General features: G+C 70.7%; 12 protein-coding genes. 5 read left to right on the forward strand and 7 right to left on the reverse strand.

Annotated features, from left to right (window positions below):
• Nucleotide 1: 1 nt before the first annotated feature.
• Nucleotides 2-1,495: a pyridoxal-dependent decarboxylase gene (locus tag ABZY44_RS11705; protein ID WP_356652470.1), complete on the reverse strand. Its 1,494-nt coding sequence runs from the start codon at nucleotides 1,493-1,495 to the stop codon at nucleotides 2-4.
• Nucleotides 1,496-1,536: 41 nt separating this feature from the next.
• On the opposite strand from ABZY44_RS11705, the gene ABZY44_RS11710 reads away from it, so the two are divergent.
• The gene (locus tag ABZY44_RS11710; protein ID WP_356652472.1) at nucleotides 1,537-2,451 is read left to right on the forward strand and encodes a hypothetical protein; all 915 of its coding nucleotides are present in this window, start codon (nucleotides 1,537-1,539) and stop codon (nucleotides 2,449-2,451) included.
• A gap of 114 nt (nucleotides 2,452-2,565) precedes the next feature.
• Nucleotides 2,566-4,737: an MMPL family transporter gene (locus ABZY44_RS11715; protein ID WP_356652474.1), complete on the forward strand. Its 2,172-nt coding sequence runs from the start codon at nucleotides 2,566-2,568 to the stop codon at nucleotides 4,735-4,737.
• Between the two features lie 159 nt (nucleotides 4,738-4,896).
• Here ABZY44_RS11715 and ABZY44_RS11720 read toward each other — a convergent pair whose 3' ends face one another.
• Both ABZY44_RS11720 and ABZY44_RS11725 read right to left on the reverse strand, forming a co-directional pair.
• A complete protein-coding gene (locus ABZY44_RS11720; RefSeq protein WP_356652476.1) occupies nucleotides 4,897-5,328 on the reverse strand; it encodes an STAS domain-containing protein in 432 nt (143 codons plus the stop codon).
• Between the two features lie 51 nt (nucleotides 5,329-5,379).
• Complete coding sequence (locus tag ABZY44_RS11725) at nucleotides 5,380-5,718, reverse strand: MerR family transcriptional regulator (RefSeq protein WP_356652478.1); 339 nt, start codon at nucleotides 5,716-5,718, stop codon at nucleotides 5,380-5,382.
• A gap of 2,084 nt (nucleotides 5,719-7,802) precedes the next feature.
• On the opposite strand from ABZY44_RS11725, the gene ABZY44_RS11730 reads away from it, so the two are divergent.
• Nucleotides 7,803-7,919 carry an excalibur calcium-binding domain-containing protein gene (locus tag ABZY44_RS11730; protein ID WP_356652550.1) on the forward strand — a complete coding sequence of 39 codons (117 nt, stop codon included), beginning with the start codon at nucleotides 7,803-7,805 and terminating at the stop codon, nucleotides 7,917-7,919.
• Between the two features lie 377 nt (nucleotides 7,920-8,296).
• On the opposite strand, the gene ABZY44_RS11735 is transcribed toward ABZY44_RS11730, so the two are convergent.
• Nucleotides 8,297-8,527: a DUF6479 family protein gene (locus ABZY44_RS11735; protein ID WP_356652480.1), complete on the reverse strand. Its 231-nt coding sequence runs from the start codon at nucleotides 8,525-8,527 to the stop codon at nucleotides 8,297-8,299.
• A gap of 433 nt (nucleotides 8,528-8,960) precedes the next feature.
• Here ABZY44_RS11735 and tal point away from each other — a divergent pair, with 433 nt between their 5' ends.
• Both tal and ABZY44_RS11745 read left to right on the forward strand, forming a co-directional pair.
• Entirely contained in the window at nucleotides 8,961-10,625 is a 1,665-nt protein-coding gene (tal, locus tag ABZY44_RS11740) for a transaldolase (RefSeq protein ID WP_356652483.1), read from the forward strand.
• A 213-nt stretch (nucleotides 10,626-10,838) separates the two neighbouring features.
• Nucleotides 10,839-11,855 (forward strand): SDR family oxidoreductase, encoded by a 1,017-nt coding sequence (locus tag ABZY44_RS11745; RefSeq protein WP_356652485.1) that lies wholly within the window; start codon nucleotides 10,839-10,841, stop codon nucleotides 11,853-11,855.
• On the opposite strand, the gene ABZY44_RS11750 is transcribed toward ABZY44_RS11745, so the two are convergent.
• The 3 genes from ABZY44_RS11750 to ABZY44_RS11760 all read right to left on the reverse strand — a co-directional run bounded on the left by ABZY44_RS11750 (nucleotide 11,846) and on the right by ABZY44_RS11760 (nucleotide 16,910).
• Complete coding sequence (locus tag ABZY44_RS11750; protein ID WP_356652487.1) at nucleotides 11,846-12,946, reverse strand: WYL domain-containing protein; 1,101 nt, start codon at nucleotides 12,944-12,946, stop codon at nucleotides 11,846-11,848. The genes ABZY44_RS11745 and ABZY44_RS11750 overlap by 10 nt on opposite strands.
• A gap of 144 nt (nucleotides 12,947-13,090) precedes the next feature.
• Entirely contained in the window at nucleotides 13,091-14,455 is a 1,365-nt protein-coding gene (locus ABZY44_RS11755) for an NAD(P)/FAD-dependent oxidoreductase (RefSeq protein ID WP_356652490.1), read from the reverse strand.
• 529 nt (nucleotides 14,456-14,984) lie between these two features.
• Nucleotides 14,985-16,910, reverse strand: a complete 1,926-nt coding sequence (locus ABZY44_RS11760) for a cellulase family glycosylhydrolase (protein WP_356652492.1) — start codon at nucleotides 16,908-16,910, stop codon at nucleotides 14,985-14,987.
• Nucleotides 16,911-16,919 lie beyond the last annotated feature (9 nt).

Raw genomic sequence — 16,919 nt, forward strand, 5'->3', positions numbered from 1 at the left:
GTCACCGATCCAGGACGTCGGGGGCGCCTACTGCGGCCGTCGGCGGTGTGGGGGATGGTGCCGGCCGTTCGCCGGGGATCGCGGCGGCGATCTCTTGCACCAGTGCCCAGGCGTTGCGCACGGACGTCTGGGACACCAGGCGCGAGCCCAGGGCCGCGCGCAGGACGTAGCGTCCGTTGACGGTCGTGGGCGTCACCAGGATCTGGTGGGTGGCGTCGAGATCGGTGCGCAGGCGCTGTGTGCGGGCGTTGTCGCCGACGAGGCGGAAGCACACCAGCCCGAGGGAATGCGAGACCAATTCGAAGTCAGGGCTGTCGCGGACCAGATCGGCGAACAGCGCGGCGTGGGAGAGCTGTTCGCGGATGTGCGCGCGCAGGCCCTCGACGCCGTGGGTGCGCAGAACGAACCACAGTTTCAGGGCGCGGAAGGGGTGCATGAGCGGCACCTGCCAGTCCCGGAAGTCGGTGACGCCGCCTGAGTCGCTGGCCTGGTTGCGCAGGAAGTCGGGGCGGATGTCCATGGCGGCGGTGAGGCTGTGCCGGTCGGCCACCCACATGGCGTCGCAGGGCGGTCCCGTGAGCAGCCACTTGTGACAGTTCACAGCGTAGGAGTCGGCGTGCTCGACGCCCTCGTTGATCCAGCGGTTCTCCGGGCAGACGGCGGCCGACCCGGCGTACGCGGCGTCCACGTGCAGCCAGACCCCGAACTCGCGGCACACCGCGGCGATCGCGCCGACCGGGTCGATGGCGCAGGTGCCCGTGGTGCCGACCGAGGCGATCACGACCGCGGGAACGGTGCCTGCGGCGCGATCGGCTGCCAATTGCTCGCGCAGGGCGCTCGGGTCCATCTCGCAGGTACCCGCCGTGGTGGCGATCAGGGTCGGTTCCCCCAGGCCGGCGATGCGCGAGGCCTTGGGGACGCAGGAGTTCGCCTGGTCGGTGCAGTACAGGCGGTAGCGCCCCTCGGTGCCGTGCTCGCGCCAACGCCCGCCGGAGGCCCGGTACAGAGCGGCCACAACAGCCACGAGCACCGCCGAGGACGCGGAGTCCTGCAGGACTCCGCCGCCCTCGCTGGTGCTGAGGAACCGCTCCGGAAGGCCCAACGCGACCGCCAGATGGTCCAGGACGGCTTCCTCGAGTTCGGTGGCGGCCGGCCCCGTCGACCACATCATGTGCTGAACCGCCAGGCCTGAGGCCAACAGCTCGCCGACCACAGACGCGGGGCTCGTCTGGGTCGGGTAGTAGCCGAGGAAGGAAGGGTGCTGCCAGTGCACGAGCCCGGGCATCACCACACGCTGTACATCGGCCAGGACGTCCCGGATCGGCTCGCCGTGCACCGGAACGCAGTCGGGCAGCATCGCGCGCACGTCCCCTGGGTGAAGGTCCGGCGTCACCGGCAGGCGTTCCTCACGCAGATCTTCCCAGTAGTCCTCCAGGATCGCGGCGACCTCGCCGATCGCGCTGCGAAACGAATCATCACCATGAGTCACTGACATGCCCGGTAACGTATCGCATAAAAACTAGTGAAATGGCCCAGATGACAAGCGAATCCGTGGTGTGGCTCGCCCCGCCTCAGCACCTGCCCCACGGCCTGGAGACCCTGCGCGAGGCCGCGACCCGAGCCGACCGTCACCACACCCCCGGGCACCGCCGGCTCCCCCAACGCGACCGACGCGAAGCCGCGTTCGACGAATACTTCGCGGTCGCGCGTTGCCCCTGCGCCCCTGCGCCCCTCTTGGTCAACGCCCTCGACGACGCCCTCGCCACCGTACGGGCCCTCTCCCTGCACCCAGACGGATCCGTAACGGAGCCCGACCTCGATCTCGCCGCGCACGCGGCCGGACTGATCCCGCGAACGGACCGCTCCGGACCCGGGAGGCAGGCCACCGTACGCCAACGATGGATCCAGGGACACCAGCTCTTCTTCGCCCTCACCCAGGCCACCGTCGTCGCCCTGCGGCATGCGCTTCGCGCCCCCTCACCAGCAGATTCCGCCCACGGCCTGGAAAGCGCCGCTCACTTCCTGCGCGCCAGTGCGTCCGCCCTGCGCATCACCGCGTCCTTCGGCGCACAGGACTACCACGACAGCGTCCGGCCCTCGATGGCCCCGCCACAGGCTCCCCAGGGGTTCTCCGGACTATGGTCGGCGGATCACCGCGTCCTGGTGCAGAGCCTGCGCGAGTGGGGCCTGGCCGCACCGACGAGGCCCTCCACCTTGCGGCCCGCCCACCGTCGACTGGTCGAGGTCCTGACGGACGTTCACCACGCCCACATGGGCGTCTGCTCGCGCTTCGTCGGCTCCGGACCCTCCCTGCTCCGTGGCGCGGAACCGGGGGTGCACGTCCTGGACCGCCTGTGCCAGCGGCGCCGCTCGACTCTGGACGCCGCACCCGCTGCAAGGCCGACCCGACTGCCCGACACCGGGGACGAAAATCTCACCCTTCGCCACTGAGCCCATCCTTGACACGCCCGGAGCGCGCAGGGGAAGACGGCTCGGTTCGGCTCCTGGCGAGCCTTTCGGCCAGGAACAACATCACCGTTGTGCGGGTCGGTCGTTAGGGAGGGCATGGCGGTACGCAGCGGGAACGGGACGAACGGGACAGGAAGGGTGGCGTTGTGGGCGTCCCGGTCGTGGTGGGTGGTGGCGTGCGCGGCGGTTGCGCTGGTCGCGGCGATCCTGAGCCTTCCAGCGGTGTCCGGTGCTTTCGGTGCTGGAGGAACCATCGCCACAGGCACCGAGTCGGCCAGGGCTCAGACGCCGGTTGAGCTGCTGGGTGTCGGCACGCCGGATCTGGTGCTCGCTCTGACGATGCGCGACGGTGGCACTCGCCCGGCGGTTGCATCCGGGGTCGTCGCCCGCGCCCTGGCGGACGATCCGGCTGTGCGCACGGTGCACTCGGCTGCCTCGGGAGATCCATGGCTGCTTTCACGTGACGGACGCTCCGGATTGGTGACGGTCTCGCTGTCGGGCAGCGACGCGGACCGCAAGGAAGCCGCATTGCGCCTGGTGCCCAAGGCACGAGCGGCGGCGCCGGGGACGCGGGTGGACGCGAGCGGAGCCTCATGGGCGACGGCCGAGATCGACCAGCAGGGCGGGGCCGATCTGCTGAAGGCAGAACTCTGGGCCGCGCCCCTCATCCTGCTCCTCCTCTTGCTGACCTACGGTTCATGGGCTGCGGCCGCGCTACCCCTCGCAGTCGCGGTCCTGGCCGTCGTCTGCAGTGCGCCGCTGCTGGGTCTGCTGGCCCACGCGACGGATGTCTCCGCATTCGCGGTCAACGCGGCCGCGGCTATCGGCTTCGGTCTGTCGATCGACTTCACCTTGTTCGTTCTCGCCCGCTACCGCGAAGAGCACGCGAAAGGCATGCCGCGCACCCGGGCACTGGAAGTGGCCCTCGACACCTCCGGGCGCTGCGTGGTCTGTTCGGCTGTAGTGATCTCTTCATGCCTGGTGGCGGTGGCCGCCATCCCCGTTCCGCTGCTGCGCGCACTGGCCCTTGCGGGTGTGGCGGTGACGCTGCTGGCGGCGCTGGCCGCGTTGACGGTCCTGCCGGCCGCGTTGACCCTGTTGGGTGATCGCGTCGACGGCGCCGACCCGCTGCGCCGGCTGCGCCGGGCTCCCATTGAGGGGGCCAGCCGGTTCTGGCGCGACCTCGCCCGCCGTGTCACCGCCCGGCCCGTTGTGGCGGGCGCAGGGGCGCTGGCGGTGCTGATCATGATGACGTGGCCGGCCATGGGTCTGCGCTTGGGCGCGATCGACGAACGGACGCTGCCCTCGACGGCCTCGGCCGCCGCTGCCGCCGAGGCCGTGCGCGGGCGCTTCGAGGTACCCCCGGAGCAAGTCCAGGTGGTGGTGCTGGAACGTCCGGACGCGGGCCTCGGGAATTACACGGCCGCCGTGACCCGGCTGCCGCATGTGGGTGCGGTGCGCGTTGTGCCCACCTCTGCGGCGGGCCCTGGGCAGGCGGCGCAGAAACCGCGCCCGGCGGTGGTGCTGGTGGCAGCAACGGTGGGACCCGACACGCCCCAGGCGGCGCGCTTGGTCGATGAGTTGCGGAGGACTCCCGCTCCGGGCCCGGTCCTGGTAGGTGGTCGGGCTGCGCAGATCACCGACACCACAGACGCGGTGCGCGGCGCGCTGCCCTGGGTGGTGGTGGCGATGTGCCTGTTCCTGCTGGCCGCGCTCACCGTGTTCACCCGCAGTGCAATGGCCCCCCTGAAGGCGCTCGTAGTGGCCGTCGTCAGCTTGGCTGCCGTTCTCGGATCAATTGTGTGGATCTTTCAGTACGGACACGGGGCGGACGCGCTGGGCGGGTTCACGCTCGCCGGTTCCCTCGACGCGAGTCTGCTGCTGTTCACACTGGCCGTGGCGTTCGGCCTTTCCATCGACTACGAGATCTTCCTCCTCGGCAGGATCAGGGAGGAGTTCGACCGCAGCCTGGACAACCGGGCGGCCATCGTCACGGGCATCTCCCGCACCGGCCGGCTGATGACCTCGGCCGCGGCGGCCCTTGCCATCTCCACCGCAGCCATCACTACCTCCCACGTCACCATCCTCAAGCTCATGGGCGCGGGCATCGCCTCCGCGGCGATCGTCGACGCGATCCTCGTCCGCGGAATCCTCGTCCCCGCAGTCATGGCTCTTCTCGGTCCCGCCAACTGGTGGAAGCCCGCACGCATCAGCCGACAACGTCGTCGCGGCCCGCGGACCGCGACAAGTGAAGCCGCGGCAGGCTGACCGCCCGGCTACCGGAACGGCCCGTTCGCCGCTCCGCGCTGCGGCCGGACACCACACCGCCCCCGGGGGTGCGCCCCGCGAAGGAACTTCCTTCCCGCATTCCCGCATTCCCGCTGACCGTCGAGGGCCGGGGGTCGCAGCGGCCTGGCCATACTCCGTTCAACGCGCAACCACCTGTGCGGCCACTCCGTTTCCGAAATGGCGTGCGATCCCGGAGGCCGCGGCCCGCCGGCGTTGCTCCCGCCGCCTGGGGCCCCGCTCGGCCGGTCGCGGTGTGAGGCCGAGGTGCGCGGTGGTGGCGGTGGCGTCCAGGACCCGGGCGACGACAGGCTGGAGCGGGCCGCTGAGGTGGAAGCCGGCTTCCGCTCGGGCCGCTTCGGCCTTCGCCCACAGCAGGGCCCTCAGGCCGGAGCAGTCGCAGAAGGACACGCCGCTGATGTCGATGCGCAGCAGGGCCGGGTGGCTGTCGAGGGATTGGCGGACCGCGTCGCGTACGGCCGGCGCGGTCGCCACGTCGAGTTCCCCGGCGAGGCGGACCAGGCCGTGACCGGCGACAACGGTGAGGGGGGACTGGCGAGGGAGCGGGATCACGCCCGGCTCCCGCGGCCCGCTCTGTCCGGACGGTGCATCGGATCTGCCTCCTCAGGCCGCGGCCGGTGGGTTCGCCAGTCCGGAGACGCGCCGGTACTCGGCGTTGATGCGCTGCGCTTCTACGAGTTGGTCTTCGAGGATGACGATCCGGCACGCGGCCTCGACCGGCATGCCCTGGTCGACGAGCTCACGGGCGCGGGCCGCGATGCGCAGCTGGTAGCGGGAGTAACGCCGGTGACCGCCGGTGGAGCGCAGCGGGGTGATCAGGCGGTGCTCGCCGATCGCGCGAAGGAAATTCTGGGTGGTGCCGAGCATGTCGGCAGCCCGGCCCATCGTGTAGGCGGGGAAATCATCGTCATCGAGACGGCCAAGCATGTCGCCTGCGGTCATTTCACCTCTCTGTGGAACATGCGGAGGGGCCCTGGTGCCTATGGCACCAGGGCCCCGAAGGAACTGCTACACCATCTGCCGGCCCTGGTACTGCGCCGGCCTACTTATCCGCCTACCCGACCTGAACTCAACACTGTCGGGGGTGCGGGGATCGCGGTTGCTTGACCGGAGACCACCTCACTCACGATGTCCTGCGGTACCCGGACTCGCGTGGCGTCCGGGCGATCCTGATGGCGCCCAATCCCTCCGTTCATCCCTCGGATGATCAACTACTTACCACTGGGAACTGCTGTACTGCTGATACTGCGAACTGCGGGTACTGCTCGTGGCCTGACCCAGCGCCACGTCTTCGGCAGCCAGCCCCGTCGCCCGTCCTGCGTCTGCTCTGGCTTAGAACCCCACTGCCGAACCTCCCGGTGCGCGCGCCCGCAGCCCGACGCCTTCACCGAGGTACTGCTCCACTCACTGAACTGCTGGGTACTACTACTGCGAACTACGTGTACTGCTCTTACCGCTGTACTGCGAACCGCTTTCACTACTCGTGACCTGACCGAGCGCCACGTCTTCGACAGCCAGCCCCGTCGCCCATCGTGCGTCTGCTCTGGCTTAGAACCCCACTGCCGAACATCCCGGTGCACGCGCCCACACTTCGAAGCGTTCACCGAGGTACCACTCACCTACTTCACTGCTGGGTACTGCGAACTACGGGTACTGCCACTGCGTCAACTGCGGTCCTGCTCACGGCGGCCCCTGATCACTGCGGGCCACCCGGTCCGGTCGCCAGTCCCGTCGCCGTCCTGCAACCACTCTGGCTTCGACACTCCACCACCGCACCGTCATGCGTACTGCGACTACTCGTACTGCGGGTACTGCTGCCCGGCAGTTCGTCTCTGCCAGGCCCTTCGGTCTCTCTGGGCTACGAGAGAAACCATAACCACAGCACCGCCATATGTCTACTCCGACCACCACAGATTTTTGGGAGCGCGGTGGGGAGATAATCACCCCCCGTGACGTCGGCCCCCTCCCACCGGAGCGGCGGCCTTCCAGGACACACTTTCGCCAGCTCGACCCGAGCGGGCTGCTGGGCCGAGAGACCCGCGCACGAAAAGTCACGGCGGGGCCGGTGCCGGACCGCCGTGGCACGACCGTCCGAGGGGCGCAAGGCTTACCGCGAGGCGGCTCTCCCGAGCCCTGGCCGCACACCCGTACTGGGCCGTCCCCCGGCGGCCGGATGGAGCTGGTGCGCCAGGCCCGTGCCACCCCTTGGGTGTGGCCGGCGTGATCGTTTTCGGCGCAGGCCGACGTCGCGATGGGCCGGTGGGCCGACAGGCGAGTGCGCTGCTCTGCAGAAACTGTTTGGGGCTGTCCGGTGACCAGTCGGCCGTTGAGGCGTTGGCCTGGTGGGCCGCTGCGTGCCGCGTGGGCACGCCTCGAGGCGGTGATCATGGCCCGGGCCCTCTCCCCCATCCGCACTTCGCCCCTCTTTGGTGCTTTCAGTCTGGAGACGCGTGTACCCACCCTGTGAACCCAGTCGGCCTTCACCCGTTGCGGGCCGTCGCTGGCATCCCGCGTGGGCGGTTCCTGCCGTGGTCGCCGCGACGCTGGTCGTCCCCCCGCTCGGTGCCGCGCTGGCATTCGTGGCGCGTTGGGACAGGGCCGGCAAGGCGGTGACGGTCGTGTTGGCATCGGTCTGGTTCGGAGTGCTGCTGCTGGCCGGTGCCAGTCCGAAGCCCGTCGGTGTTGACGCCAAGCCGCAGCCTCAGCCGGTGGTCGTGGTCACGGTTACCGCTCCCGTCCCGACGGCTTCTGCACCGGTCCCTGTGTCGCCCGCTCCAACGGCGTCCCCGCCGGTGTCGTCGCCGGAGTCGTCGCCGACGGGGGCGCCAGCGCCGCCGCTTCCTCCTGCCCCTGAGGGGGTGGCCGGTGCTGCCCGGCGGCCTCAGGCTGATGCGCCGGCGGAGCCGGAGCGCCAGCCGGTGGTGGATGACGCCAAGACCAGGGCTTCCGGAAGTGCTCCTGCCGCCGACAAACCCTCATCCGGCAACGGCAAAAGCAGAAGCTCTGCGTCCGGGAGCGGGAGTGCGGTGTCGTACCGGAACTGCACCGCGGTCAGGCAGGCGCAGGCGGCTCCGATCCGGCGTGGCGATCCTGGCTTCGGGCCGCATCTCGACCGTGACGGTGACGGTGTCGCCTGCGAGTGATCCCACCGGCTGCGGTGGAGGCTGTCGCGCCCGTGCGGGAGGCGTGGAGACCAACACCGCCGACACGGCCTGGTCAGCCCGCCCGGCTTGGGGATGGCTCGACTGGGACCAGCGGCGGCGTGCTGGGCCTCGGTCTGACGTTCGTGGCGGGCCGGGGATCCATGCGGGTGCCGCCCTCCTCCTCGGGGCTGATCGGGGAACGCCGCGTCTCGGCGCCGCGCCACCACAGCAAGCGGCCGTAGGTGCGGAAAGCGACCAGCGCGGCGCCGACAACGCCGGTGTAACCCGATTGGCCGAGAGGTACTACTGAGACGTCACGCGGCTGTGACCAGCCGGCCCGGCGCGTGCTCCTGATGCACCCACCGGCGCCTGGTCGCTCAGGAGCGGTGGTGTGGATCGGGGTCGTCGTCGGGGGTCTGCCAGGAGTCCTGGTGGGCTCTGGCCTGCGGGTTCTGTCCGGTCGGGTTGGTGCCGGGGTCTGTACCTCGTGTCCTGCGCCGAGCGCCGTAGGCGAAAGCTCCGATCAGCAGAACGACCAGTACGACACCGGCCAGCAGCAGGAACAGGGACGAGGAGCCCTCGGCTGCGAGAGGCGCTGAAGTGATCATGTCGTGCGCTTACCCGCAATCGGCGGCTTGGCACAACTCCAGGGAATCCGATCGGGCGGTCCGCGTCGGCGCTTCGCGGCGAGCGGCCGTGTACACCCTGTGGGTGCTGAGGGGTCGGCACAGCGCCCGCGCGCCGGTCCATGGAATCGCACAGGCCGACCGGGCCTGGGCGCTGCGTGGGCGCGGGGAGGTTCCGCCGCACTTCGCGCTGCCCCCCAGCGCGTCGAGGCCCGCCGAATGCACACCCGGCCGAGCCGTTGACGTCACCGCGGACGCATACCGCATCAGCGGATCAACCGCTCGAATCGTTTTGGTTCGAGCACCGCGGGCAGGCGGAGTGGGAACCACCGTGTCGAGCGCCGCCACCAGCGGTTACGCCCGCCGGGCGAACACATCCAGCGGGGGCGGCGCCGCGCCCTTCTGGAGGCTTCGCATGACTGTTTCCGCTGGCTCTGGCCCGCTTGCCGCTCTGTCCGCCGCGGGGGTGTCGGTCTGGCTCGACGACCTGTCCCGCGAGCTCCTGGCCGGTGGAGAGCTCGAGGGGCTGATTGCGGACAAGCACGTGGTGGGGGTCACCACCAACCCGACGATCTTCGCCTCCGCGCTGTCGAAGGGGGACCGCTACGACGAGCAGTTGCGGCGCTTGGGTGACCAGGGGAGCAACGTCGATGACGCGGTGTTCGCTCTGACCACGGACGACGTACGGGATGGCTGCGATGCCTTCGGTGCGGTCTACGAGCGCACCGGCGGCATCGACGGACGGGTCTCGCTCGAGGTCGACCCGCGGTTGGCGCAGGACGCCGATGCCACCGCGACCCTGGCCCGGAAGCTGTGGGAGGCGGTCGACCGCCCCAACCTGTTCATCAAGATCCCGGCCACCCGCAAGGGCCTGAAGGCGATCACCGCGGTCGTCGCCGAGGGCATCAGCGTCAACGTCACGCTGATCTTCTCCCTGGAGCGTTACCGCGAGGTGATGGACGCCTACCAGAGCGGCCTGGAGCAGGCCCAGGCCTCCGGCCGGGACTTGGCGGACATCCACTCGGTGGCGTCGTTCTTCGTCTCCCGCGTCGACACCGAAGTCGACCGCCGCCTCGACGCCATCGGCACTCCCGAGGCCCGGGCGCTCAAGGGCAAGGCCGCGGTCGCCAACGCCCGGCTCGCCTACCAGGCGTACGAGCAGACGCTCGTCGATCCCCGCTGGCAGCGCCTCGCCGCGGCCGGAGCCCGTGTGCAGCGTCCCCTGTGGGCATCCACCGGGGTCAAGGACCCGTCCTACCCCGACACGATGTACGTCAGCGACCTCGTCATCGCGGGCACGGTGAACACCATGCCCGGCGCCACACTGGCCGCGTTCGCCGACCACGGCACCCTGCCCGCCCACGCACCGACGGTGGAGGTCTTCACGGCCGCCGCCGCACACCTGAAGGCGCTGAACGAGGCAGGCATCGACTTCGCAGACGTCACCGACACGCTGGAGCGCGAAGGGCTGACCAAGTTCGAGAACAGTTGGATGGAACTGGGCGAGTCGGTGGAGCGCGCAATGCACGCCGCAGCCGGTACCGGGGGCGCCCGTGGCGGGAGCCGGGACGGTGACGTCGGGAACGCCGATCTGCTGGGTATCTATCTCAACGACCACTATGCCGGCGCCACCGGTGGGCTGGAGCTCTTCCGGCGGGCGGCGCAGGCCCGTACGGAGCCCGAGGAGGCCACGGCGCTGGCCGGCCTCGCCCAGCAGGTCGACGAGGACCGCGACGCGCTGGCCCGGATCATGAGCGATCTGGGCATCTCCCTCAGCCAGTCCAAGGCAGCCATGGGTTGGCTCGCGGAGAAGGCAGGCCGCCTCAAGCCCAACGGGCACTTCCTCTCCCGTTCACCCCTCAGCGACGTCCTGGAAGCGGAGTCGATGCTGCTGGGCGTCCTGGGCAAGGCAGCCTGCTGGCGCACCTTGCGTGCGTTGGCCGACTCCGACGAGCGCCTCTCCGCCGCGAACCTGGACGCGCTGTTGGAGCGCGCCGCACAGCAGAGTTCCGCGCTGGAGGCACTCCGCTCGGCGACGGCTGCCCGGACGCTGTCGTCCCGACCCGCCGCCTCGCGGTGATGTCGGCCGGGGCACCGCCCCTCCCGACGTGACCGACAGCGAAGCTCAACCGGACCGCGGGCGCAGGCGTCGCGGGTGACGTGCAGCAACCCCTCCCCCACGTCTGCGCAGAACCCGACTTTCGCCGAGAGCCACGCCCTGGCCGGGTGATGCGCGGCACCCCCCGGTAAAGGGTGACGTGATCTGTCAGTTTTGGCAGGAACGATGGATGTCATGAGCCACGGAGACATCACCCCTCAGAACCCGCAGAACACGCAGGACCAGCAGAACAGCCAGGACACGCAGAACACCGAGCAGTCCGGCCGGTCCGGTCCGCTCGCGGGCCGGATCGCGCTCGTGGCGGGTGCCACCCGCGGTGTGGGGCGGGCTCAGGCCGTGGAGCTCGGCAGGGCCGGTGCGACCGTGTACGTCACCGGCCGTACCACCCGGGGCCGGGCCAGCGAGGTAGGCCGGACCACCGAGACCATCGAGGAGACCGCTGAACTCGTCACCGCGGCGGGCGGCACCGGGATCGCGGTTCCCACCGACCATCTCGAGGAAGCCCAAGTACGCGCCCTCGTCGAGCAGGTGGACCGGCAGCACGGGCGGCTCGACATCCTCGTCAACGACCTGTGGGGCGGCGAGCACCTTCTGGCCACTTCGGTGTTCGGGAAGAAGAGCTGGGAAACACCGCTCGCCGACGGCCTCCGGATCCTGGAACTCGGCGCGCGCTCACACGTGATCACGGCGGCGCTGCTGCTTCCGCTGCTGATCCGCTCCGACGCGCCGCTGCATGTGGAGGTCACTGACGGCACCGCGCACTCCAACCGCCGCTACCGGGAGAACATGTACTACGACCTGGCCAAGAACGCCCCGATCCGCCTCGCGTTCGGCCTGGGCCAGGAGCTGGCCGAGTACGGGGGCGCGGCCGTCGCGGTCTCGCCGGGGTTCTTGCGCTCGGAGCAGATGCTCTCCCACTTCGGTGTGCGTGAGGACAACTGGCGTGACGCGATCGCCCAGGAGCCGACGTTCGCGATCGCGGAGTCACCGAGCTACCTCGCCCGTACGATCGCGGCGCTGGCCGCCGACCCGGATCGCGCGAAGCGGTGGAACGGCAAGTCCACGTCCAGCGGGGAACTCGCCAGGGCGTACGGGGTGACGGATGTGGACGGCAGCCAGCCGGACGCCTGGGCATACTTCGAGGACGTCACTTTCGGCGGTAGGAAAGGCTCCCCCGAGGACTACCGCTGATCCCGCCTACTCCGGTCCCGGCTACTCCGGTCCCGCCCACTCCGGTCCCGCTTGCTCCGTTCCGCCTCCTGAGGGTCGGCCTGGTAGAGGGCGGCCAGGGCTGCGGCGCGCTCACGGAACCGGGCGCGCAGGCGAGCCGGGGCCAGCACCTCGGCGTCCGCGCCGAGCCGGGACAGCTGGTCGAAGGCCACGTCCTCGGACTCCGCCGGCAGGTCGAGGGTGACCAGGCCGGCGGGGTCGGGGGCGCTCGCGGAGGCGAGCGCATCCGCGACGGCGGCCCCGTCCACGACGGCGGGCAGCTGCCGTAGGCCCCGGTCGGTCAGCCGGACGGTGACGGTGGTGCGCAGCAGGGTGCGGGCGAAGGCCGCCGACCGGGTATCCCAATGCGCGGCCAGCTCGAAGGCCGGGTCGCGCACGAACGGCTCCTCCCTTCCGGGTACGGGTCCCAGGGCGGTGATCCGGTCGACGCGGTAGGTACGCCAGCCGCCGTCACGGTCCTGCCCCTCGCCGGGGATGCGGGACACGAGGTACCACGTGCCGGCCTTCAGCACGAGCCCGTACGGCTCCACCACCCGCGCCACGGCAGAGGGCGGTGCGCCGTCCCGGCCGGGCCGCAGGTACGACAGTTCGACGGCCCGGTCCGTCCACACCGCGCGGGCCAGCTCCGGCAGCAGTTCCGGGGTCGCGGGTTCGCGGAACCAGGCCGGGGCGTCGAGGTGGAAGCGGCGCGCCGAGGACTCGGCGCTCTGGCGTACCGACGGGAGCAAGGTGGCGGTCAGCTTCAGCCGGGCTGTTTCAGCCGCGTGCGACAGCCCCAGATCCCGCAACGCGGAGGGCAGACCGGACAGGAAGAGCGTCTCCGCCTCGTTCGGATGGAGCGTGGTGAGCCGGGTCCGGTATCCCGCGGCGAGGAAGTACCCGCCCGCCCGGCCCCGCTCCGACCGGACGGGGACTCCGGCCTCCTGCAGCGCCTGGGCGTCACGGATCACGGTCCGCTCGGAGATCTCCAGCTCACGGGCGAGAGCGGCCCCGGTCAGGCCGGGGTTCGACTGGATCAGGAGAGCCATACGGATCAGGCGGGCGGCGCGCATCCTCCAAGGATCGCCGACCCGGCGGACGCCGCACGAAGTCGGTACGACCGAGACCGGCGACGGAGCGACGGGGGCTGCCGGTCGACGGAGTTCCGGCGACGGCGACGCATGCCGCGCCGCCCTCGCCGGAACCGTCAGCCCCCGTCAGCCCCCGTCAGCCCCCGTACGGGCCCGCACCTCCTCCGGGGTGAGGTAGTGGTCCGTGTACTCGAAGTCGCGCAGCGTGCCCGGCTTGTAGGTCTGGAAGCCCGTCCGGACGAAGTCGTCTCCGGCCACGGCGTTCAGGAGCCAGTTCGTCATCACCCGGGTCTTCGCGGCTCCGGTGCGCAGCGCCGCCCAGTGGTAGCCGCGGGCCACGGCCTGTGCGGGCATTCCGCGCAGGTCGATGCCGAGCGGCCGGGAGACGCCGTCGCGGCCGCCGAGGTCCACGACCAGTCCGAGGTCCTTGTGTACGTACGGACGCAGCGGCGTGCCGCGCAGCGTGGCGACGAGGTTGTCGGCGGCGGCCTTGCCCTGGCGTGCGGCGTGCTGCGCGGTGGGCGGGCACACCGCGCCGTCTCCGCCGCCCGCGAGGTCGGGTACGGCGGCCGCGTCGCCGAGCGCGAACACACCGTCCGCTCCTGGGACCCGCAGGTCCGGTGCGACGACGAGCCGGCCGCTCTTGGCCGTCTCGGCTCCCAGCGTGGCGATGAGCGGGCTCGCGGCGACGCCGGCCGTCCAGATGAGGGTGCGGCAGGGCAGCACGCGTCCGTCGGTGAGGGTGATGTCCTCGGGGCCCGCCTTGGCGACGGAGGCGCCGAGCGAGACCTCGATGCCGCGGCGGCGCAGCACGTCGAGGGCGGCCCGGCCCAGCCGGTCGCCGAGCTCGGGCATGAGCTTGGGGGCCACGTCCACGAGGTGCCAGCTGATCTCGCGCCGGTCCAGCCGGGGGTAGCGGCCGACGGCGTTCGTGGTGAGCCGCTCCAGGGAAGCGGCCGTCTCGGTACCGGCGTAGCCTCCGCCCACCACGACGAACCCGAGGCGGGAGGCCCGTTCCGCCGAGCCCGGCGCGGCGGCGTCGGCCAGGTCGAGCTGAGCGATCACGTGGTCGCGCAGGTGGGCCGCCTCGGCCAGGGTCTTCATACCGCGGCCGTGCTCCGACAGGCCTGGGATGTCGAAGGTGCGGGTCACGCTCCCCGGCGCGAGCACCAGGTGGTCGTACGGCTGGTCCACCAGCTCCCCGGTGATCTTCCGGATGACGCAGACCTTGGCCCGGGTGTCGACGCCCACGGCCCCACCGGGCACGATCTGGGTCCGGTGGCGGCGGCTGCGGCGCAGCGACACCGCCACGGACTGGGGGGTGAGCACCCCGGAGGCCACTTGAGGCAGCAGGGGCAGGTAGAGCTGGTAGGAGAACGGAGTGACCAGCAGGATCTCCGCCTCCCCGGGTGACAGCGTCCGCTCCAGGCGGCGTACGCAGGAGACGCCGGCGAAGCCCGCGCCGACGACCATGATCCTCGGTCGCGCCATGTTGTCCGTCCCTTCTCGGGTGTACGGGTCCCCTGCACGCCTTCCCCGGCAGACCGTTTCATGCACACGGAAAGCGGGAGGGACACCTCCGAGTTCTGGAACGGTCGGTACATCGACGCGGGCACCGTCCGCCGCCTCACCGGCCGGCGGAAGCTCCGCCGCGAGATGCACCGCCGGATGCGCGGCAACGGCTACTACGGCGCGCCCTGTCGAGAGGGACTGCCAACGTCTCATCGATCTGTGGGTCCCGCGGGTTCTTCGTCACCACCGTCCGGCCGGCCCCACGCTCGAGCGCCAGCGCCAGCGCCAGCGCCAGCGCCAGCGCCAGCGCCAGCGGGACGATGCGGCCGCCCAGGGCCAGTTCGCCCGCGAGCAGGACTTCGGCGGTCTCCTCAGCCGACTGGACGGAGAAGCGTGTTGCTGTGCATGGTGTCGTTCCCTCCGCGGGAGTTGCCGGTCCGGGGCCGACCGCTCTTCGGCCGGCCCCGGACTCGGTGTGTCCCGCAGTTCCACTCGGTGCGGGCGAGGGTTACTTCAGCGGGCGGCAGAGCAGGGCGTCGAGGACGCCGCCCGTGTGCGCGTACCACGCGGTGGCGACACCGGCGATGTACTCGTGGTCGGCGCACTGGCCCTTGTAGTAGCCGGGCGCCCAGTCGCTGGTCACCGAGCCGCCGGTGGAGGGCCGGTTGTCGCCCTTGTCGAACCACACGGTGCGGCCGGTGAGCGGCAGCGGATCGGCGGCAGGTGCGCAGAGCACCGCCTTGACGGGCCCGTCGGCGCTGTAGCCGACGACGAAGCTGTTGTCCGGGCACTGCAGCTTGCCTCGGCCGGGCGCCCAGTCGCCGTGGGTGGCGTAGCGCTCGTCGGTGACGACCGTCCAGTTGCCGGGGGCCTTGGCGGGCTGGTTCGCGTCGGTGCACAGGCTGCGGTCGGAGCTGCGGGCGAAGGCGGTCAGCCGCTCGGTGTCGGGGCAGTTGCCCTTGCGGTTGCCAGGGCTCCAGTCCGGCTTGGCGAGCATCGTGGCGGACAGGTTCTGGTTGCGGTCGAGCATGTTCCAGCGGTTCGCCCCGGGAACCTGACCGGTCTTGCCCGGCGCGTTGACGAGCTTGTTCCACGCGGTGGCGCGCCAGTCACCCGGGTCCACGACACTCTGCTTCTTGCCCATGGCGTCGTAGGAGATCAGCGCCCAGTTGTCGTTCGGCTTGCCGTTGGCGCCGGTCCAGCCGACCAGCGGCCACTGGGCGAAGTCGGTGTCGTTCTTCACCAGGATGTCGGTGAAGTTGGCGAACCAGGTCTTCTCCTTGGTGTCGTCCGAGCCGCGTCCGGCGGCGCCGAACTCGCTGATCCAGACCGGGGCGGTGAAGTGCTGGCCCTCCTGGGTGACGAACAGGGCTTCCTCGTCGACCAGTTGCTTGAGCTTTTCGAGCGGGAAGTCCTCGTAGGGCCAGTCGTTGGTGTGGCCGGGGCCGCTGTCGGCGCCCGTGTAGTTCGGGCCCGTGTAGCCGTAGAAGTGGGCGGCGTACACCAGCTTGTTGGACTTGATCAGGGTGTTGGAGAGGTTGCGGACCGGGGTCAGCATCGGCCTGCCGTAGCTCATCCCGTTGAGCGGTATGCCCTGCCAGTTGATGCCCTCCATGACGATGAGCATGTCGGGGTTTGCCTGGAGGATCTTGTTGCCGGCCTCCTGGAAGGCTGCGTACAGGTCGTGGTCGTCGCCCCAGCCCCAGTTGGCATCGTTCCAGGTGTCGCGGCGGACCTCGTTGCGCAGGTCGGCGCCGACCACGCGCTTGTCGTCCTTGTACCGGTTGGCCAGGGAGACCCAATCGTCCACCCACTGCTTGGTGGGCTGCCCGCTGTTCCAACGCTCGTTGCCGTCCAGGCCGCAGCAGAAGCGGTAGCTGGTGGTGTGGTTGTTGAGGATCACCGCGAAACCGTCGGCGGTGAGCGCGGCCACCACGGCGTCGAAGACCTGGAGGGGGGTCTTGCCCTTGAGCTGCGGGTTGGCGGTGACGGCCGGGTCGGGGACGGCTGCGGTGTCGCGCATCATCGCGTTGGCGAAGGGCAGCCGGATGCTGTTGATGCCCAGCGTATGGAAGTCGGCCAGGATCTTCGCGATCGGCGTCCGGTCCAGGCCGAGCGGGATGTTGTGCGCGTTCTGGTCGGCCTGGTGGTTCGCCGTGTCGCTGACGTCGCCGCTGCCCTCCCAGGTTCCCTGGGCGCCGGCCCAGTTGCTGGACTTGAGCTTGAAGCGGTTGCCGTCCGCATCGACGATGTACCGGCCCCGGGTGCTGAGCGGTGCTGTCCAGGAGGCGGTGAGCTGCTGGCCGGTGAGCGCGACCGGTGCGGTGGAGGCAGGTTCCGTGGGGGCGGCGGAGGCGGGGACGGCGCCGATCAGCAGCAGGCCGACGGCGAGGAGCACCGGAAGTCCGCGGGCGGTGGATCTGGCCAGTCTCATGGTGGTGCC

The organism is Streptomyces sp. NPDC006544 (assembly GCF_040611715.1).
Classification (GTDB): Bacteria; Actinomycetota; Actinomycetes; order Streptomycetales; family Streptomycetaceae; genus Streptomyces.

Coding starts and splice junctions, on each gene's coding strand:
- ABZY44_RS11705 (WP_356652470.1), bottom strand. CDS start 1,495: ATGTCAGTGACTCATGGTGATGATTCGTTTCGCAGCGCGATCGGCGAG.
- ABZY44_RS11710 (WP_356652472.1), top strand. CDS start 1,537: ATGACAAGCGAATCCGTGGTGTGGCTCGCCCCGCCTCAGCACCTGCCC.
- ABZY44_RS11715 (WP_356652474.1), top strand. CDS start 2,566: ATGGCGGTACGCAGCGGGAACGGGACGAACGGGACAGGAAGGGTGGCG.
- ABZY44_RS11725 (WP_356652478.1), bottom strand. CDS start 5,718: ATGACCGCAGGCGACATGCTTGGCCGTCTCGATGACGATGATTTCCCC.
- ABZY44_RS11735 (WP_356652480.1), bottom strand. CDS start 8,527: ATGATCACTTCAGCGCCTCTCGCAGCCGAGGGCTCCTCGTCCCTGTTC.
- tal (WP_356652483.1), top strand. CDS start 8,961: ATGACTGTTTCCGCTGGCTCTGGCCCGCTTGCCGCTCTGTCCGCCGCG.
- ABZY44_RS11745 (WP_356652485.1), top strand. CDS start 10,839: ATGAGCCACGGAGACATCACCCCTCAGAACCCGCAGAACACGCAGGAC.
- ABZY44_RS11750 (WP_356652487.1), bottom strand. CDS start 12,946: ATGCGCGCCGCCCGCCTGATCCGTATGGCTCTCCTGATCCAGTCGAAC.
- ABZY44_RS11755 (WP_356652490.1), bottom strand. CDS start 14,455: ATGGCGCGACCGAGGATCATGGTCGTCGGCGCGGGCTTCGCCGGCGTC.
- ABZY44_RS11760 (WP_356652492.1), bottom strand. CDS start 16,910: ATGAGACTGGCCAGATCCACCGCCCGCGGACTTCCGGTGCTCCTCGCC.